We start from the raw sequence: 26788 nt of genomic DNA, 5'->3' as shown, positions 1-26788 counted from the left end.
CGATCATGAGCGACGGCACGACCCGGGACGGGGCGACGGCAGAGGTCGAGGAGCTGCTGCGGGCCGGTGCGGTACTGCCGCCGGGCACCACCGGGGGAGGCGACCGCGCCGTGCCCGTGTACGCCCGGGCCTACCGGCACCCGGGCCTGGACGGCCGGATCGTCGTACGCCTGACGCCCGCGGACCCCTTCGCCGGGGGAGCGGAGGCCGGGGAGCCCGCCGGGGACGACGACGGCGGCTTCCTCGGACTGCGGCCCGAGGGCGAGCCGGTCGAGGTCGGTGTCGGTCAGCACCGGGCCATGGGCTTCCCCGAGTGGGTGCTGGTCCGCCACCCCTCCGACGGCCATCTCGCGATGTCCCTGGTCGAGGAGATGAACAAGGTCGCGCGGACGGTCCGCTCCCGGGCGAAGCGGGCCCGCGCCACCTACGAGTCGATCGGCGAGCGCCTCGCGGGCTCCGTGCCGCACTTCCTGCCCACCTTCTACGAGGAGGCCGGCCGGGTGTTCCTGGCCGCCGGAGAGAAGGCGTACGCCGCCCAGATGTTCGTCAACGCGCGCAAGGCCGAGACGGCCCACGCCCTGCCGTTCGACGAGGCCCGCATGGACGGCGTGTTCCTGGAGTTCGCCCTCGCCGACGCCATGCCCACCAAAGTGCTCTCCAGCTACGCCAAGGGCCTGTCGTCCCGGGTGCCGGCCGCCACCGCCTTCCGGCACCTGCGCGCGCTCTTCGTCCGGCTCGCCGCGCACGGTGTGGCCCCGTCGAGCCCCGGCGCCGGCGACCTGCGCAGACTGGCGAAGGCCGTCGCCGGCAAGAACGCGCTCGCCGAGGAGATGGCCTACCTGCGCGAGGTGCTGCCGCTGCCCGGCACCCTCAAGGCACCGCCCGGCTGGTGGAAGGCCCACCGGGCCGCCCTGCTCGAGCTGACCCGGCGCGAACCCGCCGCCCGCGGCACCCTGCTGGGGCTGCTGCCCTCGGGGTGGGAGCAGGAAGAGCTGGGACAGTGGATCGACCTGCTGGAGAAGACTGGCGCGGCCGAGGGGCTGTGCGACGCCGCACTGCCGGCCGAGGCGCGGGCCCCCGACGGCACGGCCGGCTGGACCCGCAGGTTCCTCGCCCTGTGCCGCACCGACGACTGGCGGCTCGCACCACCGGAGCTGTCCCCGCTCGTCGACCGCATGGCCGACGTCCTGCGCGCCGAACTGCACGCCGAGAACGGCACGTTGCCACCTCCCGTGAGCGACGTCGATCTCCTGGACCAACTCCTCGCCCTGCGCATCCCGGTCGCGGACCCCGCGGAGCGGCCGTGGCTCGACCTTCAGAGCTGGGCGGCCCGCGACGAGCGGCGCGACCTCGTCGCCCTGGAGACCGACACCCGCTTCCGCGGGGTCTTCCGCAGCGGCTGCCCGACCTACGAGCGCGAGGGCATCGACAGGCACACCGTGACCCGGCTCGCCGAGTCGCCGGGCGGCCGCCCGATGCTCGCCGAGTGGCTGGCCGGGATCAGCCGCGAGTACCTCACCAGCGGTCTGGGCGACTTTGCCCTCAGCGGCCCGTTCGAGGCGCTGAACTGGCTGCCGGGCGAGATCCTGGCGACCGCCGAGCAGGAGGTGCGGGACGCGCTGAGCACCGGCATGGCGGCCGTGCTCGCGCGCGCCCTGCGCGACGGGATCGTCGACGAACTGGGCTGGCCCGCCTGGGACGAGGCGATCGGATCGACCGCCTCCCCGGAGGAGGCCCGCGCGACGCTGGTGGCCGAGGCCTGGCCCCACCTCGTCGTCCTCGACGGCACGCACGCGAGGGTGATCGACGCCGAGGGCACGGTCCTCCGTCACGAACTGCGCCTGCCGGACGACGCGGGCCGCCCCGACGTCCGGTACGTGGACGGCGGCCTGCTCGTCTCCTGGCACGTGTCCGCCACGTCCACGTCGTACGGCTACTGGTACCACTCCGACACGGGCGTCTCGCCGCCCACGGAACTCGTCGGCGCCGTCCACTCCTCCCACGCCTGCCACGTGGACGGCAGCGGCGGGACGAACGGCATGCCGCCCGTCTCCCTCCCGCTGCCCGGGGGCGGCAGGACCACCGGCCGCGGCGTGCTGCGGTCCGGGGACACGCACGTCCCGTGGCGGCAGCGGGTGATCGGCGACGGCACCTCGTACTGGGTCTGGGTCGACGACTGGGCCCGCGAGAAGAACAGCACCTGGCACGCCTACGACCCGGCCGACGACGCCGTGGGGGAGCGCGGCGGCCCGGACTGGTTCGCCGAGGGGCTGCGCGCCGCACCGGAGGGCAGCACCCTCGGCACCGCCTGGCTGCTGCCCGCCCCGTCCGCCGAACCGGGCCCGGTGTGCGCCCCGGTGGACGGGCTGCTCGGCTGGCGGGTGATCATCCGGCCCGACGGCTCACGGCACGGTGAGGACCTGGCCGGCCACTCGGTCGTCGTACCGTGGCGCGTGGGCGGCAGCCCGGAGAACGTGCTGCTCTTCCCCGGCACCGACCGGGCCGTCACCGTGATGCGATGGTCGGGCGACCTCCAACTGCGGGACTCCGACCACGCGGTGCTGGCCCACCTCAGGCGCGATCAGACCGCCGGTCCCTTCTCCGCGGGCACCCCGCTGCTGCCGCCCCTGCGCTACTGGCACCTGCTCCGGCCCCGAGACCCGCAGGGCTCCGCGGCGCTCCGCCGGGTCGACGACGGCGTCGCGGCGGAACTGCTGGCGGCGGCCGTGGCCGAGACCACCGGGGACGAGGCGGCGGATGCCGGGGCAGCGGACCGGGACGCGGTGCTCGCACCCGTCCGCACCCTGTTCCCGGAGGTCGGCCACGAGGCGCTGCTCCGGGGCATCACCGGCGTGGCGCGCTACGCCGCCGAGCAGCAGCGCGTCCTGGACGGGCTGCTCGCCCGGCTGGACTCGGCGGTCCGGGGCGTCACCCCGGAGGAACCGCGGCCCGCGCTCGGGAACCGCCTGCTCGCCTCCGCGCTGAACGGCGCCGGCCTGACCGAACGCGACGCACGCTGGTACTACGACTTCGATCACAGCCTCTTCGAACTCCCTCGGTTCCTCGCCCGGTCCATGAAGGGCCTGGCCGAACCGGCTCCCGCGGGCATCTTCCACCTGTCGCTCGACAAGCAGGAGCCGTTGGAGCACCTCAACGGGCTGGCGCTGCCCGAACTGCCCGCCGTACTGGCGCTCCGGGCGGCCTCGGAAGCCACCGTGGAGGAGCACCGGCAAGCCCTGGACACCTTCCTCGGCGAACTGGACGCGCACGGGCTGACGGAGCTGGACCCCAGCCACTGGCGCCGGGTGCACCTGGCCTTCGACCCCGAGACCTTCGACGGGCCGGGCGGCACGTACGGGTACACGAGGGGGACCGTGCTCGATCTGGAAGGCGGCGCGTTCCTTCTCTTCCCCGACGACTGGTACCAGTTCGTCCGCGAGTACGGGCCCCACGAGGTCAAGGGCAGGCACTACGGCGCGGCCTACCACGACCCCTCCGGCCGCTTCGAGGTGCCGGCCCCCTACACGATGGTGTCCGAGGAGCCGTTCGTGCCGGAGCCGACACGGGCGCCCGGCTGGGTCGGCGCCTTCCGCGCCGAACTGGCCGAGCGCGGCCCCGTGCCCTGGCGCGCCGAGGCCGCCGAGGAGTTCGCCCGCCTCACCGGTGTCACCCCGACCCTGGCCCGCCTGGTGCTCGCCGGAATGCCGCAGACCGACGACAAGCGCACCAACGTCCCCTCCGCGACCCTGAAGGTCATCGGGGTGAAGTCGGCCGACGCCCGCGTCTCGAAGGACGAGTTGAGGTCCCTCGACAGCAGTGCCCTGCGGGCCGTGCTGGCCGCCCTGCTGCCCACCGAACCGTCCAGGCTGTGGACCCGAGGCCCGCACGTCGCCCGCGCGGCCGAGGTCTGGAACGAGAGACTGGGCCGGCGCACCCCGCTGCCCGAAGACGTGCTCCACGACGCCGTCCGCACGGTCGAGCCCGTGGGCTGGGCCCCCGCCGACGCCCTCCGGGGCTTCGCGGACCTGGCCACCGAGCCCCGGCTGACGAAGGACCTTACCTGGAGCTTCGGCCGCCACTCCTTGGTGACCGCGGAGAACGGGCCCCGCTTCGACAGTTCGGTCCTCAAGGGGTCGGTGGCCACGGTCGCCTGGCTCGCCCACCGGCTCCCCTCCGGAGACCCGCTTCGGGCCAGGCTGCCCGGTGTCCTGACCGCGTTGCGCGAACGCCTGGCCCACCCCGGCCTGCTGCTCGATCTCGACCGGCGGGGCGTCGACTGGGAGGCGTTCCGGCGGGCGGCCGGAGACCCCACGGAGACCGGCGACGGCTTCGAACGGTACGGCGCGGTCGTGCTGGGCGCCGAGCCCACGGACCCGATCCCGGCCGTCCGGCCCGCCCTGCTGGACGCCTCCGGCAACGACCCCCACCTGGCGGCGCTGTATCCCGGTGAACGGCCGAACGCCCAGGAGACGGCGCTGGGCCTGATCCACGACCGGCAGTTCGCCGAACTGCTCGCCGACCCCGGGAACCCGATCGCGGGCGAACGTGACGCCGACGGGCTGTGGTGGCCCCAGGACCCGGCCCGCTCCGTGCCCGACCTGGTCGGCGAGGCCGCCAAGAGGTACGGGTTCGGCGAGGACGCCGCCGTGCTCTACCTGATGCTGCTCGCCATGCCGGACCCCACCGACCGCAACACCGCGCGCTGGACCGGCTGGGGCGGACAGCGCGGCGGCACCGCCCGGCTGCGGGCCGCCCGCGCCGAACTCGCCGCCACCGATCTCGTGGTCGAGGGCAGCCGTCCCAAGGCCGGCCGCACGCTGTTCCTGCCCGGCGGCTGGACCCAGCCGCCGAACCCGCACCTGCCGCTGGAGCGGTGGAAGCTGCCGCTGTACGACCTGCTGGAGGGCGAGGCGCCCGTCCTGGGCGTCGTCGTACCCACCCGGCCCGTCGCCGCGCTCTACCGGGAGGCCTGGCGGCGCGTCCAGGACGGTCACGGACCGCGCCTGGAGGAACTGGAGGTGCCGCGACCGCGCAAGCGCCGCCGCTGACCTGCGCGCGGAGGGGACGGCCGACGCCCACGGCCGTCCCCGGCCGTCAGCGCTCCAGTTCCTTGTGCGCCGTCTCCGGCAGCCCCAGGTACACCAGCGAGGACAGCAGGCACAGCACGGCGACGTACCAGGGGAAGAGCCCGGAATGCCCCAGGTCCTTGAAGAGCGTGCCCACGTACGGCGCCGTGCCGCCGAACAGTGCCACCGTGAGCGAGTAGGGGAAGCCGATCCCGGCCGCCCGCACCCGGGGCGGGAAGACCTCGGCGTTCACGGCGGCGCTGATGGACGTGAAGCCGGTCAGCAGCACCATCCCGGCGCACTGCACGAGCAGCAGCACGGCGAAGGAGTCGCGCAGGGAGTGCAGCAGCGGCACGCTCAGCAGCGCGAAGCCCACGCCGAAGAAGAGCAGCAGGGGGCGGCGCCCGAACCGGTCGGAGAGCAGGCCGCCGAGCGGCTGGAGCAGCCCGAAGAAGGCCAGCGAGATCGTCCCCGCGAGCAGCGCGTCCGACTTGGCGACACCCGCGTTGAGTTCGGCGTACGTCGGCAGGTACGACGTCCAGGTGTAGTAGGCGATCGTGCCGCCCGCCGTGATGCCGCAGATCAGCAGGGACTCGCGCGGATGGCGGCGCAGTGCCTCGAACAGGGCCGGACGCGGCGCCCGTTGCTGCTCGGCACTGCGGGTCTCCTGGGCGCCCTGCCGGATCCAGAAGCCGACCAGGCTGAGTACGGCGCCGAAGACGAAGGGGATCCGCCACCCCCAGCCGTTCATCCGGTCCTCGCTCAGCGTGTCCACCAGCAGCGTGGCGAGCCCGGAGGCCACCAGCTGCCCCGCGGTGGTCGAGACGTACTGGAAGCTGGAGAACAGGCCGCGACGCCCCGGCCCCGCCGACTCCACCAGGAAGGTCGTCGACGCCGCGAACTCCCCGCCCACCGAGAGCCCCTGGAGCAGCCGCGCCACGACCAGCACCACCGGGGCCAGCACACCGGCCGCCCCGTAGGTCGGGGTCAGCCCGACCAGCAGACTGCTGCCGCCCATCAGCAGAATGGTGACGGTCAGTGCGGCGCGCCGCCCCCGCCGGTCCGCGATCGCGCCCATCAGCAGCCCGCCGACGGGCCGCATGAAGAAGCCCACCGCGAACACGGCGAACGTCGACAGCAGCGGCACCAGCGAGTTGTCCGCGCTCTTCGGGAAGACCTGGTCCGCGATGTAGGTGGCGAGGAAGGTGTAGGCGTACCAGTCGTACCACTCCACGGCGTTGCCCACCGAGGCGGCGAGGAGCTGGCGTACGGGCCGTCGGGCCGTGGTCGCCGGTGCGTCCGTGTCCATGCCTGTCATGATCGCGACCATCCCCGTGCGGCGGGCCCGGCACACCTCCCGTACCGGTGACTTTCACACGAGAGCCACCGGACCCTTCCCTGACGTTTGCTGCTCCTGGAACACTCCTTTCGCGCGCATTCCGTCATCACCCGGCACCGTCCGGCCGGCTGAACCCCCCAAGGCGAGAGGTCCCTCACCCCCATGGCCGAAGTGAACCGGCGCAGATTCCTTCAACTCGCGGGCGCCACGACGGCGTTCAGCGCCCTCTCCGCGAGCATCGACCGGGCGGCGGCGCTCCCGGCGAACCACCGCTCGGGGTCGATCGAGGACGTCGAGCACATCGTCGTGCTGATGCAGGAGAACCGTTCTTTCGACCACTACTTCGGCAGCCTGCGCGGGGTCCGCGGCTTCGGCGACCCGCACCCGGTGGCACTGGACGGCGGCAGGTCGGTGTGGCACCAGCGCAAGGGCGACGGCACGGAGGTGCCGCCCTTCCGCCCGGAGGCCGACGACCTCGGCATGCAGTTCCTCGAAGGGCTCCCGCACGGCTGGTCCGACGGCCAGGACGCCTACCACAACGCCAAGTACGACCGCTGGCTGCCCGCCAAGGGCACCACCACCATGGCGTACCTGACCCGCGAGGACATCCCCTTCCACTACGCGCTCGCCGACACCTTCACCGTCTGCGACGCCTACCACTGCTCCTTCATCGGCTCCACCGACCCCAACCGCTACTACCTGTGGTCCGGGCACACCGGCAACGACGGCCGGGGCGGCGGCCCGGTCCTGGGCAACGACGAACTCGGCTACGACTGGACGACGTACCCCGAGCGCCTCGAGGCGGCCGGGATCTCCTGGAAGATCTACCAGGACGTCGGCGACGGCCTCGACGCGGCCGGGCGCTGGGGCTGGATCGACGACGCCTATCGCGGCAACTACGGCGACAACTCCCTGCTGTACTTCAACAAGTACCGGAACGCGCGGCCCGGCGACCCCCTGTACGACAAGGCCCGCACCGGCACCGACGCCAGGAGCGGCGAGGGCTACTTCGACCGGCTGCGCGCCGACGTCGCGGCGGACCGGCTGCCGAAGATCTCCTGGATGGCCTCCCCGGAGGCGTTCTCCGAGCACTCCAACTGGCCCTCGAACTACGGCGCCTGGTACATCTCCCAGGTCCTGGACGCGCTCACCTCCAACCCGACGGTGTGGGCGAAGACGGCCCTGTTCATCACATATGACGAGAACGACGGCTTCTTCGACCACGTGGTGCCGCCGCTGCCGCCGAAGTCCGCCGCACAGGGCCGGTCCACCGTCGACGTCTCCCTGGACGTCTTCGAGGGCAGCGCCACCCACCGCGAGGGCTTCTACGGGCTGGGCCCGCGCGTGCCCATGCTGGTCGTCTCACCCTGGAGCACGGGCGGTTTCGTCTGCTCCGAGACCTTCGACCACACCTCGGTGATCCGTTTCATGGAGCGCCGCTTCGGCGTGAGCGAACCGAACATCTCACCCTGGCGCCGCGCCGTCTGCGGCGACCTGACCGCCGCCTTCGACTTCTCCCGCAAGGACAGCCGCCCGGCCCGCCTGCCGGACACCGACGCCTACGAACCGCCGGACCGCGAACGCCACCCGGACTACCGTCCGACGCCGCCCGCGGAGCCCGGCATGCCCCGGCAGGAACGAGGGGCGCGTCCCTCCCGCCCGCTGCGGTACGACCCGCACGTGGACGGTGCCGTGGACGCGGCGGCCGGCAAGTTCACGCTGGCCCTCGCCTCCGGGGCCCGGGCAGGCGCCGCCTTCCTCGTCACCTCGGGCAACCGCACCGACGGTCCCTGGACGTACACCACCGAGGCCGGCAAGGACATCGCGGACACCTGGAACTCGGCGTACTCCGCGGGCTCCTACGACCTGACCGTGCACGGACCGGCCGGCTTCCTGAGGATCTTCCGGGGCGCCAACGAGGTCGGGGGACCCGCCGGACCGGAGGTCACCGCGCGGCACCGCGGCGAGGACCTCCGGCTCACCCTCACCAACAGGGGGACCGGCACGGTCCGGCTCCGGATCGCCAACGCCTACGACGGACGCTCCCGGACCCTTACCGTCCGCCCCGGCGCCACCGTGCACCACACCGTCGACCTCACGCGCAGCCGGCGCTGGTACGACGTGACGGTGACCTCCGAGGCCGAACCCGCCTTCCTGCGGCGCTTCGCCGGGCACGTGGAGAACGGCCGTCCGGGCGTCAGCGACCCGGCGATCGTCACGGACTGAGGGTGAGGGCGCTGCGGCCCTGAGGCCCGGAGACCCGGGGGCCCGGGCCGGGAGTCAGAGTCGGGTGAGGTGGTCCGGCCCCGGCTGCCGGGGCACCAGCCCGGACCGCGCCGCACCGGGTCCCGCGGGCTCCGGCTCCGGACCCGCGGGCACTGGCTCCGGACCCGCGGGCACCGGACCCGGTCCCGCGAGCGCCGGACCCGCGAGCACCGGTGCGGTGGTCCCGGTCCGGCCCGGGGTCGCCCGGCTGAGCTGGAGCACCCCCCAGGCGGCCAGCGCCGCACCGGTCAGCGCGAGGAGCACGCCGCCCGCGCCGCCCCTGAGCCGCTCCCCGAGCAGGGACAGCCCGATCACGGCGGCGGCCACCGGATTGGCCAGCGTCACCACCGCCAGCGGGGCGCCCAGACCGCCCCGGTACGCCGTCTGGGACAGCAGCAGTCCGCCCGCGGCGAAGGCGGCCACCAGCAGGGCCACGCCGACCACCTGCACGCTCAGCAGCGGGCCCGACCGGTCGGTGACGGCCACCGTCACGGTCTGGGTGAGCGCCGAGGCGACACCGGAGGCGATGCCGGACGCCGTCGCGTGCCGCAGTCCGGGCCGGGCACCGGGCCGGGACAGCACGCCGATCAGCGCCGCCGTCGCGCCGGACACGGTCAGCGCCTCCGGCACGCTCAGCACGTCGTCCGGCGCGGGCCCGGACGCGGTGAGCAGCAGCGCGCCGAGCCCCAGCAGCGTCAGCCCGGTGCCCCGCCACTCCACCGCGCTCACCCTCCGGCCCGCCAGCCGCGCCCCCAGGGGCACCGCCGCGACCAGAGTGAGCGCGCCGAGCGGCTGGACCACGGTGAGGGGACCGTACTTGAGCGCCACGACGTGCAGCAGCGCGGCCGAGGCGTTGAGGGCGACCGCCCACCACCAGGCGCTCGAGGCCAGCATCCGCAGCGCACCGGCGCCGTTGGCACGCGAGGCCAGCCGCTCCTGGGCGACGGCCGCGGCGGCGTAGGCGCAGGCGGAGACCAGGGACAGCAGTACGGCGACCAGGGCGGCGTTCATCGGCCCGCCCCGACCAGCTCGGGCCGCTCGGCCGGCGACCGGCGCCGGACCTCGGGCCGCCGGTGGGGCAGGGCGCACCGCGGACGGCGGGGCGACCCCGGCAGCCGCAGCACCGCCAGCGCGAGGCCGAGCAGGGCCGCGGCCACGACGACGTCGAGCCAGTAGTGGTTCGCGGTGCCCACGATCACCAGCAGCGTCGCCAGCGGATGCAGCAGCCACAGCAGGCGCCACCGCGTGCGCGTCGCGACGATCAGGCCGATCGCCAGCATCAGGGCCCAGCCGAAGTGCAGTGAGGGCATCGCCGCGAACTGGTTCGACAACGAGTCCGTGCGCGGCGGGCCGTACACCGAGGGCCCGAAGACGTGTGCCGTGTCGATCAGGCCGGTGGCGCCCAGCATGCGCGGCGGGGCGAGCGGGAACAGGAGGTGCAGCACGAGTGCGGCGCCGGTCATGGCGGCCAGGACCCGGCGGGCCCAGACGTAGTGCGCGGGCCGGCGCAGGTAGAGCCAGACCAGGAAGGCCAGGGTGGCCGGGAAGTGGACGGCGGCGTAGTACGTGTTCGCCACGTGGATCAGCGTGTCGCCGTGCAGGAGCAGGGACTGCACCGCGCCCTCGTCGGGCAGCCGGAGCACCCGCTCCCAGTCCCACACGTGGTGTGCGTTGCGGAACGCCTCGGCGGTGTGTCCCGTCGCCAGTTGGCGGCCGAACTTGTACACGAGGAAGAGCCCGGCCACGAGCAGCAGCTCACGGACGAGTGGTGGGCGCGCGGGCGCGTCCGGCCCCGCTGGTGCAGGCTCGCTGCGGGCGTTCATCCCCCGGCCCCTTCGCTGACGGTTGGTGCGTGTGGCTCGTCGGACAGGGGCCGTGTGACGGTTCTCATCGATACGACCTCGTTCCGATACGCCAGTGTACCGATACGGTGGTGTACCGGTACACTGGCGTATCGATAGACATGGGACACACCGGAGAGAGAAGGAGCGGGGACGATGACGTCGCAGGACGCGGACCGACCGGAAACGGTCGGCACCTCGCGCCGCTCCAAGATCACGCCGGAGCGTGAGCAGGAGTTCTTCGACGCCGTGCTCGACCAGCTCCGCTCCTGCGGCTACGACGCCGTGACCATGGAGGGCATCGCCGCCAGCACCCGGTGCAGCAAGTCCACGCTCTACCGGCAGTGGAAGACCAAGCCGCAGTTCGTGGCGGCCGCGCTGCGCTCCAACAGCCGGGTGCGCTTCGCCGACATCGACACCGGGTCGCTCGCCGAGGACCTGCGCCGGGCGGCCGCCGCCGCGGGCGAGGGGGCGGGCAAGGACACCGGGCTGCTCCAGGCGCTCGGCCACGCGGTCATGGAGGACCCGGAGCTGAAGTGCGCGCTGCGCGAGGCGCTCGTCGAGCCGGAGATCGCCGCGCTCCGGGCGATCCTCGCGCGCGGCGTGGCACGGGGCGAGGTCCCGGCCGGGCATCCCGCGCTGGAGTACGTGCCCGCACAGCTCTTCGGCATGCTGCGGATGCGCCCCGTCCTGGAGGGCGAGCAGGCCGACGCGGCGTACCTCGTCCGGTTCGTGGAGGCCGTCGTGCTGCCGGCCCTCGGCCTCCCCTGAAGACCCAGGTCGCCGTCCACGGGATGACTGGACGGTGGCCTGCCCGCGCCGCACCGTGGGGACGGGGGCGGCGCGCACCCCCGGCCGGGTGGGGCACCCTTTGAGCGGAAGGGCGCCCCGCCCGGCCGACAGCTTTCCGGCCCGCCGCTTCGGACGGGGCCGCGGGCCGGGGCCGACGCGTCAGACGTCCTGGCCGCTGCCACCCCCGCCGCCGGAGGTGTCCACCTCGATGCCCTTGGTTATCTCGTCGATGACCGTCTGCTTCTGGTCGACGTCGACACCGAAACGGACGAGGACGATCTGCGAGGGCCGGGCGGGCGAGGGGAACGCCAGCGACTCGACGAAACCGTCGGAGCCCTTGGCGGTGACCACCTTCCAGCGGACCAGGTAGCCCTTCTGCCCGGCGACCGTGACCGCCTTGGAGGCCAGCACGTCGTGCGAGGTGATCTTGCCGTAGGAGTCCTGGCCGTAGGACTGCTCGGCGTTCGCCGCGATGTCGGACTTCGCGACCTCCTCGGCGGTGTCGCCCTCGGACTGGAGCAGCCTCGCCGGAGCCGAGTAGGCGCCGCCCTTGGTGCAGGACTTGGAGGTGTCGCCGGGGCACTTGTAGGCGTCGTCCGACGTGATCTGCGCGCCGATCTCCAGCTCCTGCCCGTACCAGCCGTCCGGAATGGGCAGGCTGATCCCGCTGAGCGGGTCCGTCACCGAGCCGCTGTCCACCTCGGGCGGCTCCGAGGAGTCCGGGGACCCGGGCGAGGGCAACGGACCGTCCTCGCCGCCGTCCTGGCCGTCCTTGCCACCGCCCGAGTCGCCGAAGGGGTCGTTCCGGTCGCCGGAACCCGACCGGTCCCGCTGCGAGCCCGCCGCACTGCCGCCGCCCGAACCGTCGTCGGTCAGCGCGTACACGCCGACCCCGATACCGGCCAGCACCGCCACGGCCGCCGCGACGGCTATGCCCGTCCGCAGCCGCCGCCGTCGCGCCGACGGCGGCTGGACCGGAAAGCCCGCATAGCCCGGGTGCACGGGATACGGACCGGGCGCGGCACCGACCACCGGTGGCTGCACCGGCGGTTGGCCCGGCGGCTGCGCGGGCGGGGCCCAGGCGGCGGCCGCTCCCGCCGGGCGCACCTCGCCGGTCCACGCCGTGCCGTCCCACCAGCGTTCGGTGGCGGGACCGTCATTCTTCTGTCCGGGGTCCGGGTACCACCCGGGAGGAGTCGCCTGCGTCATGTGCACACCGTATGAGGCGTCGGTGAAAGCCGGATGAGAGGCCCGGCCGTAGCACCGGACCGGCCGGTACGGCACCCCGGACCGCGAGAGGTTGACGGGCGCCCGGACGCGCCGCCGCTGATGACGGGCCCGGCGCGTCGTTCACGCTTTACCGCATGTCACCCGTCACGGCAACTGGTCGGCGGAGCGCCCACCACTCGCGCGATCGGAGGGCTAGGCTCAGGCTCTGTACGTCATTCGGGCGACTCGGGGAGGTAGCGGGATGACGGAGGTACGGCGGACGGGTGCCGCTTCGGCCTCCCTCTGGGAGCGCGACGAGGAGGTCGCGACCATCACGCGCGCGGTCGACACCCTGTGCGCGGACCGCTCGTCCCCCGGCACCCTGCTGGAGGCCCGCGGCGAGGCCGGGGTAGGCAAGACGGCACTGCTCGCCGAGACCCGCCGCATCGCCGAGGCCCGGGGCTGCACCGTCTGGTCGGCACGCGGCGGCGAGACCCTCAGGTCCGTCCCCTTCAACGTGGTGCGCCAACTCCTCCAGCCCGCCCTGGTCTCCATGCTCCCCGAGGAGGCCCGCGAGTACCTCGGCGACTGGTACGACATCGCCGGCCCCGCCCTCGGCATAGCGGACCCCGGCGAGCGGCAGGCCGACCCGCAGGGCGTGTGCGACGGCCTCGTCGCCGCCGTGCGCCGGCTCGCGCGCCGGGAGTGGCCGCTGGTGCTGATGATCGACGACGCCCACTGGGCCGACCAGGAGACCCTGCGCTGGCTCGCCGCCCTCGCCGAACGGCTCGACGAGACCTCCGTCCTGGTCGTGATCGCCCGCCGCCCCGGCGACGTCAGCGGTGACAACGCCCGCCACCTGGAGGCGGCCGGCGCCATGGGCCGGCCCCTCGGCCCGCTGAACGCCCTCACCCCCGACGCGACGGCCGGACTCACCCGCGCCACGCTGGGCGCCCACGCCGAGGCCTCGTTCTGCCGCGAGGTGTGGGCCGTCACCGGCGGCAACCCCTACGAGACCGTCGAACTCCTCGCCAAGGTCCAGGACAGCGAACTGCAACCCGTCGAGGCGGAGGCCGCCGAACTGCGCGACCTGAACCGCTCGGCCCGCGGCGGCGGTCTCGTCGCCCGCCTGGAGCAACTCGGCGTGGACTCCACCCGGTTCGCCTGGGCGGCCGCCATCCTCGGCGGCGGCATCACCGTCGACATGGTGGCCAGGCTCGCCACCCTCGACCGCGCCGATGCCGCCCGCTGCGCCGAACTGCTCCGGGGCGCCCGGATCCTGTCCGTACCGGACTCCGCCGGGAAACCGGGCGCGGACGACCTGGAGTTCGTCCACCCGCTGATCGCCACCGCCGTCTACAACTCCATCCCCGACGCCCTGCGCACCGCGATGCACGGCATAGCGGCCCAGCTCGTCACCGACTCCGGACTCGGCGCCGCGGCCGCCTCCCGTCATCTGCTCAAGGTGCACCCCGACGACGACCAGGAGGTCGTGTTCCAACTGCGCGAGGCCGCCCGCGAGCACCTCGCCGTCGGCGCCCCCGACGCGGCCCGTCTCTGCCTCGAACGCGCCCTGCGGGAACCGCCGTTGCCCGAGTCCCACGCACGCGTGCTGTTCGAACTGGGCTGCGCCACGCTCCTCACCGCGCCCGCCACCACCATCGGCCACCTGCGCACCGCGCTCGCCATGCCCGGGCTGGACGGCGAACAGCGCGTGGACGCCGTCTTCCGGCTCTCCCAGGCCCTGCTCCACAACGACCAGTTGGAGGAGGCCGTCCGCACCGTCGAGGCGGAGGCCGCCCGCAATCCGGATCCCTCCGCGCGGCTGCGGCTCCAGGCGGCCCAGTACATGTGGGAGGGCATCCACGCGGGTGAGACCTCCTCGCCCCACCGCTCCGCCCGCCTGGCCGAACTGGCCGCCACCTGCACCGGCCGCGACAACGCCGAGCGCGCCCTGCTCATCCTGCGCGGCTTCGACGCCATGACCCACGGCGAGAGCGCCGAAGAGGTCGTCGAACTGTGCGACCGGGCCCTCGTCAACGGTCGCCTCGCCCCCGGACTCGGCTGGACCGACACCGAGTGGGGCCTGGAACTGCCCATGATGCTGGCCAGTTCCTACGCCTACGCCGACCGGCTGGACCGCGCCGAGGCGCTGTTCACCGAGGCCCTGCGCGCCTACGAGAGCGCCGGCTGGAGCGGCGGCCACCTCGCCCTGGCGCACGCCTACGTCGGTCTCGGCCACCGCAGGAGGGGCCGCCTCAGCGAGGCCGAGGAGTCCCTGCGCGAGTCACTGCGCATCGCCGAACGCGTGGGCCGCGGGCTGCCGTTGTACTGGTCGGCGACCTGCAACCTGGTCGACACCCTGCTCGCCCGCGGGCACGTCGAGGAGGCCCGGACCGTCGCCGACCAGTACGGCTTCGCGCCGCCGTACCCGTCGACGATCGTGCTGCCCGACCCCCGCCCGGTCCGCGGGCGCCTGCTGCTCGCCGTCGGCCGCACCGAGGAGGGCGTCAACGAACTGGAGGCCGCCGAGAAGGCGGCGGCCGCCCGTGGCCGGCACAACCCGGTGGTGGTCCCCTGGGCGACCGAGCTGGCCCGGGCGCTGGCCGGCGAGGACCCCGGCCGCGCCGCCCGGCTGGCCGCCGACGCCCGCCGCCAGGCCGAGCGCTTCGGCACGGACACGGCGATAGGAGAGGCCCTGCGCTGCGCCGCCGCGCTCGAGACCGGTCAGCGCGCGGTCCGGCTCGCCGCCCAGGCCGTCACCTACCTGGAGGCCTCGCCCTGCCAGTACGAGCACGCCGCCGCCCGCGTGGAGTACGGCATCGCGGCCCGCTCGTCGGCCGAGCTGGAGCGGGGCCTGGCGCTGGCCGACTCGTGCGGCGCCGACGGACTCGTGGCCCGCGCCCGCGAGGCCCTGGCGGTGGGACTCACGGGCTGAAGCCCCGTCGGGGCCTGCCGTGGGACCGCGGGACGTTACTCCGCGGCGGGGCCGTCCGCCTCCTCGGCCAGCACCCGCTGGGCCGTCGCGAACGCGGAGTTCGCGGCCGGCACCCCGCAGTACACCGCCGTCTGGAGCAGCACCGCGCCGATCTCGTCCGCCGTCAGCCCGTTGCGCCGCGCCGCCCGCACATGCATGGCCAGCTCCTCGTAGTGGCCGTGCGCGACCAGCGCCGTCAGCGTGACCATGCTGCGCTCACGGCGCGAGAGCGTCTCGTCGGTCCAGATCTCGCCCCACGCGTAGCGCGAGATGAAGTCCTGGAAACGGGCGGTGAACGGTGTCTGCCGCCCCTGCGCCCGGTCCACGTGCGCGTCGCCCAGTACCTCGCGCCGCACCGCCATGCCCCGCCGGGCGCCGCCGTCGAAGTGGGCCCGCAGCGCCGTCAGCACCGCCTCGGGCCGCTCGGCCGGCGCCAGGTGCGACGCACCCGGGATCTCCGTCAGCGTTGCGCCCGGCACCGCGTCGGCGAGCTCCCGCAGATGCGCGGGCGGCGTGGCCGGGTCCTCGCGTCCGGCGATCAGCAGCGTCGGCGCGGCGATCTCCCCGACCCGGGCCCGCAGGTCGAAGGCGGCCAGCGCGTCGCAACAGGCGGCGTACGCGTCCGGGTCGGCGTCCCGGTGGTCCCGGACCAGCCGCGGCACCGTGAACCCGGGGGTGAACCACCGCGCGTCCGCGCTCTCCGCGAGCCGTGCCAGCCCCTCCTCGCGCACCCGCGCGGCCCGCTCCTGCCACGGCTTCGCACCGTTGAAATGCGCCGACGAGCAGACGACCGCGAGGGACGACACCCGCTCCGGGCGGTGCACGGCCAGGTGCAGGCCCACCGCGCCGCCCAGGGACACCCCGGCGTAGGCGAACCGCTCCACCCCGAGCGAGTCGGCGAGCGCGAGCACCAGCTCGGCCAGGTCCGCGACGGTGGCGCCGGGCCCGATCAGGTCGGCCGGCGAGCCTCCGTGTCCCGGCAGGTCCCAGCGGATCACCCGGTGCGCCGCGGACAGTTCGGGCGCCACCGCGTCCCACAGGGCGTACGAGGTGCCCAGCGAGGGCCCGAGCAGCAGCGGGGGAGCGGAGGCGGGGCCTTCGGACTGATGGTTGAGCAGATTCGTCAACGTCGCTCCAGAGCACGATCGGTGAGGGCCGCGGCGGCACCTGTGTAGCGGGCGGGATCGGTAAGGGAGGCCAGGTCTGCGCTCCGCAACTCCGGCACCTCGGCGAGCAGTTCGCCAAGGCTCCGTCCCTCGGCGTACGTACGGGCCGCCAGCTCGGTGAGCAGCTCCTTGGCGCGGGCCCGCCCGAGCACCGGGGCCAGTTCCGCGGAGAGCCGCTCCGACACGATCAGCCCGTGCGTCAGCCCGAGGTGCGCCCGCATCACGTCCGGGCGCACCCGCAGCCCCTCGGTCAGTTCGGCGGCGTCCCTGGTGGCGCCGCCGGTCAGGCGCAGCAGGTCCCGCAGCGGTTCCCACTCGGCGTGCCAGGCCCCGGCCGGCCGCTCGTCCTCGGCGACCAGCGAGCCGTACAGCGTGGCCGCGAGCTGCGGAGCGCGCCGGGCGGCCGCCGCGATCAGCGTGGACCGCACCGGGTTGGCCTTGTGCGGCATCGCCGACGAACCGCCGCCACCGCCCTCGGCGACCTCGCCGATCTCGGTGCGGGACAGCGTCAGCACGTCCGCGGCGATTTTCCCGAGCGCCCCTGCGGTGAGGGCGAGGGCGCCGGCCAGGTCGGCGACCGGGGTGCGCAGGGTGTGCCAGGGCAGCTCGGGTGCCCGCAGGGCCAGTTCACGGGCGTACGCCGCCGGCAGCGCGGCCGGGTCCGTCGCGCCGTACGCCTCGAAGGCGGCCAGGGTGCCCGCCGCGCCGCCGAGCTGGGCGGGCAGCGCGGCACGCACCGCCGCGATCCGGTCCCGGGCGTCCAGCACCAGCGAGCGCCATCCGGCCGCCTTGAGCCCGAAGGACGTCGGCACGGCGTGCTGGGTGAGGGTCCGGCCCGGCATCGGCGTGTCCCGGTGCCCGGCGGCCAGCCGGGCCAGCGCCCGTTCCGTGCGGGCGAGGTCGGGCAGCAGCAGGTCCAGGGTGCGGGCGGCGACCAGCATCGCCGCCGTGTCCAGGATGTCCTGGCTGGTCGCGCCCCGGTGCACATACGGCCCGTACGGCTCGCTGACCGCCTTCGTCAGGTCGGCCACCAGGGCAATGACCGGGTTCCCGCCGCCCCGGGCGCGCTCGGCCAGGGAACGCGCGTCGAAGGCGGCCGGATCGGCGGCGGCCGCGCCCACCGCGTCCGCCGCCTCGGCCGGGGCGAGCCCCAGCGCGGCCTGGGCACGCGTGAGCGCCACCTCCGCGTCCAGCAGGGCCCGCAGATACGCGCGGTCGCCGGTCGCGGACGCGGCCGGCGAGCCCGCCCACCCGGGGGCGAGCAGGCTCGTGCCGGCGGCGGTGTCGGCACCGGCGGGTTCGGCGGAAGATGTCACTGGAACTCCAGGAAGACCGTCTCGCCCTCGCCCTGAAGGCGGATGTCGAAACGGTACGTCCCGTGGCCCTCGTCCGCCGCGACCAGCGTGTCGCGGCGCCCGGCCGGCACTCGGGACAGCAGCGGGTCGGCGGCGAGTACGGCCTCGTCGCCCGGCAGGTAGATCCGGGTGAACAGGTGCACGAGCAGCCCGCGCGCGAAGACGCACACGCTCACGTACGGCGCCCCCCGCCCCCGCGCCCCCGGCCGCAGCGTCCGCGCGTACCAGTGGCCGTTCGCGTCGGTCTGGATGCGTCCGAAGCCGGTGAACTCCACGCCGTTGCGGCCCAGGAAGCCGCCGGAGGCCGGGTCGCGCCGCATCGAACCGTCGGCGGTCGGCACGTTGCCGTCGGGGCCGGGCCCCCACAGCTCCAGCAGGGCGTCGGGCAGCGGTTCGCCCTCGCCGTCGTACACGTACCCGTGCACGGTGACCGTGTCGGGGTGCCCGGCGGGCGCGATGTCCTCGCCGCCGCGGAAGGGCAGCGCGTACCCGTAGAACGGGCCGACCGTGTGCGACGGCGTGGGCAGCACCTGCTCCGGCCTGCTCGTGTCGATCTTCGTCATGGCGGGTCAGCGTCCTTCTTCGATCCAGGTGGCGTTGGGGCCGTCGAGCACGATGTCCCAGTGGTAGCCGAGCGAGAACTCGGGCACGGACAGGCTGTGGTCGTACGTCGCGATCAGCCGCTGCCGCGCCGCGTCGTCCGTCACCGACTGGAGGATCGGGTCGTACGCGAACAGGGGGTCGTTCGGGAAGTACATCTGCGTGACCAGGCGCTGCGTGAACGCCGAGCCGAACACGGAGAAGTGGATGTGCGCCGGACGCCAGGCGCCCACGTGGTTGCGCCACGGGTAGGGGCCGGGCTGCACGGTGGTGAAGCGGTAGAAGCCGTCGTCGTCGGAGAGGGTGCGGCCCACGCCGGTGAAGTTCGGGTCCAGCGGCGCGTCGTGCTGCTCGCGCTGGTGCGCGTACCGCCCGGCCGAGTTGGCCTGCCAGATCTCCACGAGCTGCCCGCGCACCGGCCTGCCGTTCCGGTCGAGCAGGCGCCCGGAGACGGTGATGCGCTCGCCGACCGGCTCCCCGGTGTGCTGCCGGGTCAGGTCGTTGTCGATCCCGGTGATGTCCCGCTCCCCGAAGGCGGGGGAGGACAGCTCCACCAGCTCCGGGTCCTTGGTCACGTCGATGGCGATCGGCGGCTGCTTGGGGTGGCGCAACACCGAGGAGCGGTACGGGGCGTAGTCGCGGCGCGGGTGGTGCTCGACGGGCGCGCCGTCGGCGACCCGCTTCTCGTACGCGGCGTGCTCGGCCGCGATCTCCGCGTCGATGTCGTGCTGGGTGAGAGTCATGGGGGATTCCCTGGGTGACTAGCGGTCGAGGACCAGGGCGAGGCCCTGGCCGACACCGATGCAGAGGGTGGCGATGCCGGTGCCGCTCCCCTTGCGGGCGAGCTGGTGGGCGACGGTGCCGGCGAGGCGGGCGCCCGAGGCGCCGAGGGGGTGACCGAGGGCGATGGCGCCGCCCCGCGGGTTCAGGATCGCGGGGTCGAACTCGGGCCACTCGGCGACGCAGCCCAGCACCTGGGCGGCGAAGGCCTCGTTGAGTTCGAGCACGTCCAGGTCGGCGAAGCTCCGGCCGGCCCTGGCGAGCGCGCGGTTCACGGCCTCGACGGGGGCGAGTCCGAAGTACTGCGGGTCGGTCGCCGAGACTCCGGTCGCCGAGACCCGGGCGAGCGGCTCGCGTCCGGTGGCCCGCAGGCCCTCCTCGTCGACCAGGAGCAGCGCTGCGGCGCCGTCGTTGAGCGGGGAGGCGTTCCCGGCGGTCACCGTGCCGTCGGCCTTCCTGAAGGACGGCCGGAGCTTCGCCATCGCCTCCAGGGACGCGTCCGGGCGTACGCACTCGTCGGCGGCGAAGTCCACCGGGTCGCCCTTGCGGCGCGGCACGGGCACGGGCGCCAGCTCGGCGTCGAACAGGCCGTCGGCCTGGGCGCGGGCGGCCTTGTGGTGCGAGGCGAGGGCGTACTCGTCCTGCCGCTCGCGGGTGATTCCATGCTTGTCCGCGATCAGCTCCGCCGACTCGCCGAGCGGGATCGTCCACTGCGGGTCCATCGCCGGGTTGACCATGCGCCAGCCCAGGGTGGTCGAGTACATCTCGGTGTGCCCGGCGGGGAAGGGCCGGTCCGGCTTGGGCAGCACGTACGGCGCCCGGGTCATCGACTCCACGCCGCCCGCGAGCGCGACCGAGGCGTCACCGACGGCGATGGCGCGGGCGGCCTGGATCACCGCCTCGAGGCCGGACGCGCACAGCCGGTTGACCGTGACGCCGGGGACGGTGGTGGGCAGGCCTGCCAGGAGGGCGGCCATGCGGGCGACGTTGCGGTTCTCCTCGCCTGCGCCGTTGGCGTTGCCGAAGTACACGTCGTCGATCCGGGACGGGTCCAGGCCGGGGGTCCGGCCGAGGAGTTCGCGGATCGCGTGCGCGGCCAGGTCGTCCGGGCGCACGCCCGCCAGGCCTCCGTTGTACTTGCCGAACGGGGTGCGCACCGCGTCGACGATGTAGACGTCCTTCACTTCAGTCCCTCCGCGCTGTTCGCGACGACGAGCTTGGCATCGGTCTTGGCGACGACCTCGTCGACATCCACGCCCGGGGCGGTCTCCACCAGGACCAGGCCGTCGGCGGTGACGTCGAGGACGCCGAGGTCGGTGATGACACGGTTCACACACGCCTTGCCGGTGAGCGGCAGCGCGCACTCCTCGAGGATCTTGGGGGAGCCGTCCTTGGCGGTGTGCGTCATGACCACGATGACCGTGCGGGCGCCGTGGACGAGGTCCATCGCGCCGCCGATGCCGGTGATCATCTTTCCGGGGATGGCCCAGTTCGCGAGGTCGCCGCCCGCGGAGACCTGCATCGCGCCGAGCACCGCGACGTCGATGTGTCCGCCCCGGATCATGCCGAAGGAGAGGGCCGAGTCGAAGAAGGCGGCGCCCGGGCGGACCGTGACCGTCTCCTTGCCCGCGTTGATCAGGTCGGGGTCCACCTCGGCGTCGGTGGGGTACCGGCCGGTGCCCAGGATGCCGTTCTCCGACTCCAGGGTGACCTCGACGCCCTCGGGGAGGTAGTTCGGGATCAGGGTGGGCAGACCGATGCCGAGGTTGACGTACTGGCCGTCCGCCAGCTCCAGCGCCGCCCGTGCGGCCATCTGTTCACGCGTCCACGCCATCAGGAACTCACCGTCCGCCGCTCGATCTTCTTGTCGGTGGCCTGCTCCGGGGTGAGTGCCACCACCCGCTGGACGAAGATCCCCGGCAGGTGCACCGCGTCCGGGTCGATCTCGCCCGGCTCGACCAGCTCCTCCACCTCGGCGATCGTCACCCGTCCGGCCATCGCGGCCAGCGGGTTGAAGTTCCGGGACGACTTCGCGAAGACCAGGTTGCCGTGCCGGTCGCCCTTCGCGGCGCGGACCAGTGCGAAGTCCGTGCGGATGCCGCGCTCCAGGACGTAATCCGTCCCGTCGAACTCGCGGACCTCCTTCGGCGGCGAGGCCAGCGCGACCCCGCCCGACCCGTCGTACCGCCACGGCAGCCCGCCGTCGGCGACCTGGGTGCCGACCCCGGCGGGAGTGTAGAAGGCGGGTATCCCCGCGCCGCCGGCCCGCAGCCGCTCGGCCAGGGTGCCCTGGGGGATCATCTCCACCTCCAGTTCCCCACCGAGATACTGGCGCGCGAACTCCTTGTTGGCGCCGATGTAGGACCCGGTCACGCGGGCGATGCGCCCGGCGGCCAGCAGGACGGCCAGCCCGGAGTCCATCGCCCCGCAGTTGTTGGAGACCACCGACAGCCCGCCGGTCCCGCGCTCGTAGAGGGCCTGGATCAGCACGTTCGGCACACCGCTCAGCCCGAAACCGCCCACCGCGAGCGACGCGCCGTCGGGCACGTCGGCCACCGCCGCACCGGCCGCGGCCACCACCTTGTCCATCCGAGGAGCCCCATCTCTTCCGCGCGCCCCGGGGACAGATCGTCAGGGCACTGAGTATTTCAGCGAGGTTGCCCACACGCTGCCACCGGACGGCCGGGGCGTCAAGGCCCATAAAATGCGAGGTGGATCGTGTGAAGCGCCCCCGGGTGCCGGGACTCGGTGCCGTGTATCGTCAGTGCACCTACGAAAGTGACCACGGGGAGTGCACATGGCAGCGGTCGATCTGGCCACCCACCCCGGCCACCTGGCCCGGCGGCTGCAGCAGGCGCACTACCTGCTGTGGAACACGATGGTCTCCGAGGAGACCACCTCGCCGCAGTACGCCGTCCTCAACGCCCTCGTCGCCGAGCCGGGGCTCGACCAGCGCACCGTGGGGGAGCGGGTGGGCCTGGACCGGTCCACCATCGCGGAGGTGGTCAGCCGGCTCGGCCGTCGCGGGCTGCTCGACAAGGTCCGCGACCCGCAGGACGGCCGCCGGTCCCTGCTCCGGCTCACCGACGAGGGGCTGCGCGTCCACCGCAGGCTGGGCGTGCGCATCGCCCGGATGAACCAGGTCTTCCTGGCCCCGCTCGCCGCCGACGAGCAGGCGGTGTTCATCGACCTGATCCGCCGGGTCGCGGACGCCGCGGAGGGGCTCCGCAACCCGGTCGAGCCGACGGCGGCACCGGGCTGACCGGGACCGCCCCCGTCAGGAGCGCCCGGCTCAGGAGCGCCCGGCGAAGACCACCCACACCTGGCCCTCGGCGAAGTTCAGCGGCTCGCCGTCCCCGGTGGTGAAGGTCGTGCCGTCCCCGGCCGCCCCGCGCTTCCACGTCGCGTCGTACGCGCGCCCGTCGCGCAGCACCTCCGCCTGTCCCGAGCCCACCGACTCGACGTAGGGCGAGTTGCTGCCGCGGAAGTCGCGGAAGTCCGACTCGCGCACCGTCACGTGCTGCACGACGACCGTGGCCGGTGCCAGCCGCCCGCCGTCGGCCGTACGGGCCGGGCTGCCGTCCATGGCGACCAGCCACCGGTCCCGGCTGTCGGACCAGGTGAAGGTGAAGCTCGCCGAGGGATAGCGCACCGTGTGCGAGGGCTCCGCCCGGCCGCCCGCGGGGGCCTTGCCGTAGGTGAACCCGGTGGTGAGGGCCGCGGCGCCCGACGGCTTCCCCAGCAGCTTGTCCGGCCGCAGGTAGAGGTTGTGCGGGGCCTGCCGGTCCCCGGCGCGGACGTAGGCGTCGGAGTCCTCGCGCGCCGGCTCCGCGCGCAGCGGCGCCTTGTCGATGAGCGGCAGCAGTTTGCTCTGCGCCCCGGAGAAGGCCAGCACCGGACGGTCGAACTGGCCGAGCAGCTCCAGGTCGGACTCGCGGGCGCTGCGCACCGGCCCCACCGACTCGGGCAGCTCGGTGGCGTAGATCGCCATCAGCCGGCTCAGCCCGGCCTCCACCGGCTCGGCGTAGACGACGTCCGCGTCCTCCAGGCCCGTCTGGGGGCGGGCCGCGCGTACGTTGTCGACCTTCACGGCGAGCACGGGTCCGGACGCGGGGGCGGCGCTGTGCGTCCGCTCCGGTCGCGGCGCGTGCGACGCCCGTCCGTCGTCCTTCGCGCCGGGCCCCGCCGTGCAGCCCGCCGCGCCCAGCGAGACCGCCACCGCCGCCGTCAGCAGTGCGGCGCAGCGCCCCCTGCGCGTTCCTCTTCGCATCCCGGCCATCCGTCCACCCATCCCGTGTCATTGATTGTGCGCTTCTTGAAGCATTTAGTGCCATACCTGAATGAATCCGATACGGCACACGGAACGGGGCAGATAATCCGCTGTTCGGCCGAAAAGACCGCCGGGTTCGGCGACGGGGGCCCCGGGGTACCCGGCGGGCACGCAGAACCGACGCGCACGGCGACGGAGGGAGCGCGGGCGATGAAGGCAGTGACGTGGCAGGGAAAGCGGGACGTGCGGGTGGAGGAGGTGCCCGACCCGAAGATCCAGGAGCCGACGGACGCCGTCATCCGCGTCACGTCCTCCGGGCTGTGCGGCTCCGACCTGCACCTGTACGAGGTGCTCACGCCGTTCATGACACCGGGCGACATCCTCGGCCACGAGCCGATGGGCATCGTCGAGGAGGTCGGTCCGGAGGTGACCAACCTGAAGCCCGGAGACCGGGTGGTGGTGCCGTTCCAGATCGCGTGCGGCCACTGCTACATGTGCGACACCGGGCTGCCGACCCAGTGCGAGACCACCCAGGTCACCGGCGAGGGCATGGGTGCCCCGCTGTTCGGCTACACCCGCCTGTACGGCGCGATTCCCGGCGGCCAGGCCGAGTACCTGCGCGTGCCCCAGGCCCAGTTCGGACCGGTCAAGGTGCCCGAGGGCCCGGCCGACGACCGCTTCGTCTACCTCTCCGACGTGCTGCCCACCGCCTGGCAGGCGGTCGAGTACGCCGCCGTCCCGCAGGGCGGCAGCCTCGCCGTGCTGGGTCTCGGCCCGATCGGCGACATGGCGTGCCGGATCGCCCGCCTCAAGGGCGTCGACAAGGTGTTCGGCGTGGACCTCGTGCCGGAGCGGCTGGAGCGGGCCCGCGAGCGGGGCGTGGAGACCTTCGACCTGCGGTCCTTCGACAACGAGAAGGAACTCGTCTCGGCGATCCAGGACCGGACGGGCGGTCGTGGCCCGGACGCCGTGATCGACGCGGTCGGCACCGAGGCGCACGGCGGCGCCGTGGCCAAGCTGGTGCAGCAGACCGCCGCGGTGATGCCCCGGGCCATCGGCGGGCCCCTGGCGGAGCGGTTCAGCATCGACCGGCTCGCCGCCCTCTACACCGCGATCGACCTGGTGCGCCGCGGCGGCACCATCTCGCTGTCCGGCGTGTACGGCGGCATGGCCGACCCCATGCCGATGCTCACCATGTTCGACAAGCAGATCCAGCTGCGCATGGGCCAGGCCAACGTACGCCGCTGGAGCGACGAGATCGTCCCGTACCTGACCGACCAGGACCCCCTCGGCGTCGACGGCTTCGCCACCCACCGGGTGCCGCTGGCGGACGCGCCGCACGCGTACGAGATGTTCCAGAAGAAGCAGGACGGCGCGGTCAAGGTGCTGATGAAGCCGTAGGTGCCGTCGGGCCGGCGCGTCAGGGCCCGCCCAGGATCTCCGCCAGGTCGTAGCGGACCGGCTCCTCCAGCTGCGCGTAGGTGCAGCTCTCGGGGGTCCGGTCCGGGCGCCAGCGGCGGAAGCGGGCCGTGTGCCTGAAGCGCGCGCCGTTCTCCATGTGGTCGTACGCCACCTCGACGACCCGCTCGGGACGCAGCGGCACCCAGGACAGGTCCTTCTTGCCCGACCAGCGGCTCGGCGCGCCGGGCAGCCGCGCCGACTCGTGGGCGGCCTCCTCGGCCCACTTCGCCCACGGATGGCCGCCCGCGTCGTCCATGCGCAGCGGCTCCAGCTCCTCCACCAGCTCGGCCCGGCGCTTCATGGTGAAGGCGGCACTCACCCCCACGTGCTGGAGCACACCCCGGTCGTCGTACAGCCCGAGCAGCAGCGAGCCGACCACGGGCCCGCTCTTGTGGAAGCGGTACCCGGCGACGACCACGTCCGCCGTCCGCTCGTGCTTGATCTTGAACATGGCCCGCTCGTCCTGCCGGTAGCGCAGGTCGAGCGGCTTGGCGACGACCCCGTCGAGCCCCGCCCCCTCGTACCGCTCGAACCACTGCCGTGCCACCTCGATGTCGTCCGTCGCCGGCGCCACGTGCACGGGCGGCGTCACCCCGCCCAGCGCCTGCTCCAGCAGCGCCCGCCGGTCGGCCAGACCCACGTCGAGCAGGGACGCGTCGTCCAGCGCCAGCAGGTCGAAGGCGACCAGCGAGGCCGGGGTGCGCTCCGCCAGCGTCCGCACCCGGGAGTCCGCCGGATGGATCCGCTCGGTCAGCGCGTCGAAGTCCAGGTGCCCGTCCCGCGCGATCACGATCTCCCCGTCCACCACGCACCGCTCGGGCAACCGCTCCCGCACCGCCCCCACCAGCTCCGGAAAATACCTGGTCAACGGCTTGCCCGTACGACTGCCCAGCTCCACCTCATCGCCGTCGCGGAACACGATCGCCCGAAACCCGTCCCACTTCGCCTCGTAGTGCATCCCCGGCGGAATCTTCGCCACGGACTTGGCGAGCATCGGCTTCACGGGCGGCATGACGGGGAGGTCCATGGTCCGATTCTGTACGCCGCCGGTGGCACCGCGCCTGTCGAGCCCGACACCCGGAAGCCCCCGTCGGCAGGGGAGCGGACGCGTCTCGTGCGGCTTGATCGGAGCGACTCTGCCGACCCGTTCACTCGAACGGGTCCATCCTGTCGGACCACCTGACAGCTCGACACCGTGACCTCACACTTCCTACACGCTGTCGACGCAAAGGGAGAACCCGTGGCCAGTCCCTACATCAACGCCCCACTCACGCCGGCCCGCCCGCGCATGTATGCGTCGAGCCTGGCCAAGGTGGTCTGGACGCTGGTCCCGATCGTCACCCTGGGACTCGCCGCCGCCGTTCCGTTCGTTGTGGCCGCGGTCAAGGGCGTCGTGAAGCCCTGGCTGGCCGGGGTGTACATCGTCGGGGAGGTCGCCGTCTTCTCCGTCGCTATCGCGATCAGCCCCGACGCCGACGACACCAACCCCGTCCCAGGATTCCTCATGGTTCTGCTGATCATCACCGCTGCCACCCACACCGCGCTCCTCGACAACGACAGGATCAGCATCGGCAAGTAGATGCCCGGCGGCCGCGGAGGCCGTGGTCTGCGTGCTCTCCCCTCCCCGACGTCCGATATGCGAAGCAAAGACGCTGCGCCTACCGTGG

The 26788-nt window shown here is 73.7% G+C and carries 20 protein-coding genes; 7 read left to right on the top strand and 13 right to left on the bottom strand.

What is annotated here, in order from left to right; translation table 11 throughout:
• Positions 1 to 5: 5 nt before the first annotated feature.
• Positions 6 to 5048, top strand: a complete 5043-nt coding sequence (locus OHA99_RS04260) for a DNA-binding protein (protein WP_405694153.1) — start codon at positions 6 to 8, stop codon at positions 5046 to 5048.
• A 46-nt stretch (positions 5049 to 5094) separates the two neighbouring features.
• Here OHA99_RS04260 and OHA99_RS04255 read toward each other — a convergent pair whose 3' ends face one another.
• Positions 5095 to 6396 (bottom strand): MFS transporter, encoded by a 1302-nt coding sequence (locus tag OHA99_RS04255; RefSeq protein ID WP_405694150.1) that lies wholly within the window; start codon positions 6394 to 6396, stop codon positions 5095 to 5097.
• 171 nt (positions 6397 to 6567) lie between these two features.
• On the opposite strand from OHA99_RS04255, the gene OHA99_RS04250 reads away from it, so the two are divergent.
• Positions 6568 to 8631 carry a phosphocholine-specific phospholipase C gene (locus OHA99_RS04250; protein WP_405694147.1) on the top strand — a complete coding sequence of 688 codons (2064 nt, stop codon included), beginning with the start codon at positions 6568 to 6570 and terminating at the stop codon, positions 8629 to 8631.
• Positions 8632 to 8685: 54 nt separating this feature from the next.
• Here OHA99_RS04250 and OHA99_RS04245 read toward each other — a convergent pair whose 3' ends face one another.
• Together OHA99_RS04245 and OHA99_RS04240 are read right to left on the bottom strand one after the other, a co-directional pair.
• Positions 8686 to 9681 (bottom strand): hypothetical protein, encoded by a 996-nt coding sequence (locus OHA99_RS04245; protein ID WP_366471402.1) that lies wholly within the window; start codon positions 9679 to 9681, stop codon positions 8686 to 8688.
• Positions 9678 to 10493: a phosphatase PAP2 family protein gene (locus OHA99_RS04240; protein ID WP_405694143.1), complete on the bottom strand. Its 816-nt coding sequence runs from the start codon at positions 10491 to 10493 to the stop codon at positions 9678 to 9680. Before OHA99_RS04240 ends, OHA99_RS04245 begins: the two co-directional genes overlap by 4 nt.
• 174 nt (positions 10494 to 10667) lie before the next feature.
• Between OHA99_RS04240 and OHA99_RS04235 the strand changes: the two genes are divergently transcribed.
• Positions 10668 to 11282 (top strand): TetR/AcrR family transcriptional regulator, encoded by a 615-nt coding sequence (locus OHA99_RS04235; protein WP_164381636.1) that lies wholly within the window; start codon positions 10668 to 10670, stop codon positions 11280 to 11282.
• A gap of 180 nt (positions 11283 to 11462) precedes the next feature.
• On the opposite strand, the gene OHA99_RS04230 is transcribed toward OHA99_RS04235, so the two are convergent.
• Positions 11463 to 12512: a DUF2510 domain-containing protein gene (locus tag OHA99_RS04230; RefSeq protein WP_164381634.1), complete on the bottom strand. Its 1050-nt coding sequence runs from the start codon at positions 12510 to 12512 to the stop codon at positions 11463 to 11465.
• A gap of 262 nt (positions 12513 to 12774) precedes the next feature.
• On the opposite strand from OHA99_RS04230, the gene OHA99_RS04225 reads away from it, so the two are divergent.
• A complete protein-coding gene (locus OHA99_RS04225) occupies positions 12775 to 15450 on the top strand; it encodes an ATP-binding protein (protein WP_405694138.1) in 2676 nt (891 codons plus the stop codon).
• Between the two features lie 35 nt (positions 15451 to 15485).
• Here the strand turns inward: OHA99_RS04225 and pcaD are convergent, their stop codons facing one another.
• Genes pcaD through OHA99_RS04190 form a run of 7 tightly spaced genes read right to left on the bottom strand, consistent with a single transcriptional unit; the run spans position 15486 to position 21979 of the window.
• On the bottom strand, positions 15486 to 16616 hold the full coding sequence (pcaD, locus tag OHA99_RS04220; protein ID WP_405694135.1) for a 3-oxoadipate enol-lactonase: 1131 nt from the start codon (positions 16614 to 16616) through the stop codon (positions 15486 to 15488).
• A complete protein-coding gene (gene pcaB / locus OHA99_RS04215; RefSeq protein ID WP_366471406.1) occupies positions 16613 to 17971 on the bottom strand; it encodes a 3-carboxy-cis,cis-muconate cycloisomerase in 1359 nt (452 codons plus the stop codon). The genes pcaD and pcaB overlap by 4 nt, the downstream gene beginning before the upstream one ends.
• The gene (pcaG, locus tag OHA99_RS04210) at positions 17968 to 18573 is read right to left on the bottom strand and encodes a protocatechuate 3,4-dioxygenase subunit alpha (protein WP_345961789.1); all 606 of its coding nucleotides are present in this window, start codon (positions 18571 to 18573) and stop codon (positions 17968 to 17970) included. Before pcaG ends, pcaB begins: the two co-directional genes overlap by 4 nt.
• A 6-nt stretch (positions 18574 to 18579) precedes the next feature.
• On the bottom strand, positions 18580 to 19353 hold the full coding sequence (pcaH, locus tag OHA99_RS04205) for a protocatechuate 3,4-dioxygenase subunit beta (protein WP_381498706.1): 774 nt from the start codon (positions 19351 to 19353) through the stop codon (positions 18580 to 18582).
• A gap of 18 nt (positions 19354 to 19371) precedes the next feature.
• Entirely contained in the window at positions 19372 to 20574 is a 1203-nt protein-coding gene (locus tag OHA99_RS04200) for a thiolase family protein (protein WP_405694130.1), read from the bottom strand.
• Positions 20571 to 21224: a CoA transferase subunit B gene (locus OHA99_RS04195; protein ID WP_345961787.1), complete on the bottom strand. Its 654-nt coding sequence runs from the start codon at positions 21222 to 21224 to the stop codon at positions 20571 to 20573. The genes OHA99_RS04200 and OHA99_RS04195 overlap by 4 nt, the downstream gene beginning before the upstream one ends.
• A complete protein-coding gene (locus OHA99_RS04190) occupies positions 21224 to 21979 on the bottom strand; it encodes a CoA transferase subunit A (protein WP_282880540.1) in 756 nt (251 codons plus the stop codon). Before OHA99_RS04190 ends, OHA99_RS04195 begins: the two co-directional genes overlap by 1 nt.
• Positions 21980 to 22187: 208 nt before the next feature.
• On the opposite strand from OHA99_RS04190, the gene OHA99_RS04185 reads away from it, so the two are divergent.
• Positions 22188 to 22652 carry a MarR family winged helix-turn-helix transcriptional regulator gene (locus OHA99_RS04185; protein WP_153176880.1) on the top strand — a complete coding sequence of 155 codons (465 nt, stop codon included), beginning with the start codon at positions 22188 to 22190 and terminating at the stop codon, positions 22650 to 22652.
• A 30-nt stretch (positions 22653 to 22682) separates the two neighbouring features.
• Here the strand turns inward: OHA99_RS04185 and OHA99_RS04180 are convergent, their stop codons facing one another.
• A complete protein-coding gene (locus OHA99_RS04180) occupies positions 22683 to 23660 on the bottom strand; it encodes a DUF3048 domain-containing protein (RefSeq protein ID WP_405694125.1) in 978 nt (325 codons plus the stop codon).
• A gap of 210 nt (positions 23661 to 23870) precedes the next feature.
• Here OHA99_RS04180 and OHA99_RS04175 point away from each other — a divergent pair, with 210 nt between their 5' ends.
• The gene (locus OHA99_RS04175; protein ID WP_164381614.1) at positions 23871 to 25061 is read left to right on the top strand and encodes a zinc-dependent alcohol dehydrogenase; all 1191 of its coding nucleotides are present in this window, start codon (positions 23871 to 23873) and stop codon (positions 25059 to 25061) included.
• 19 nt (positions 25062 to 25080) lie between these two features.
• Here the strand turns inward: OHA99_RS04175 and OHA99_RS04170 are convergent, their stop codons facing one another.
• Complete coding sequence (locus OHA99_RS04170; protein WP_366471413.1) at positions 25081 to 26148, bottom strand: ATP-dependent DNA ligase; 1068 nt, start codon at positions 26146 to 26148, stop codon at positions 25081 to 25083.
• A gap of 213 nt (positions 26149 to 26361) precedes the next feature.
• Between OHA99_RS04170 and OHA99_RS04165 the strand changes: the two genes are divergently transcribed.
• Entirely contained in the window at positions 26362 to 26700 is a 339-nt protein-coding gene (locus OHA99_RS04165) for a hypothetical protein (RefSeq protein WP_164381610.1), read from the top strand.
• Positions 26701 to 26788 lie beyond the last annotated feature (88 nt).

Origin of the sequence: Streptomyces coelicoflavus, from assembly GCF_045041415.1 — a bacterium.
In the GTDB taxonomy this organism is placed as follows: Bacteria; Actinomycetota; Actinomycetes; order Streptomycetales; family Streptomycetaceae; genus Streptomyces; species Streptomyces coelicoflavus.
The sequence above is the reverse complement of the archived record's forward strand: the minus strand, read 5'-3'. Positions and strand labels throughout refer to the sequence as shown.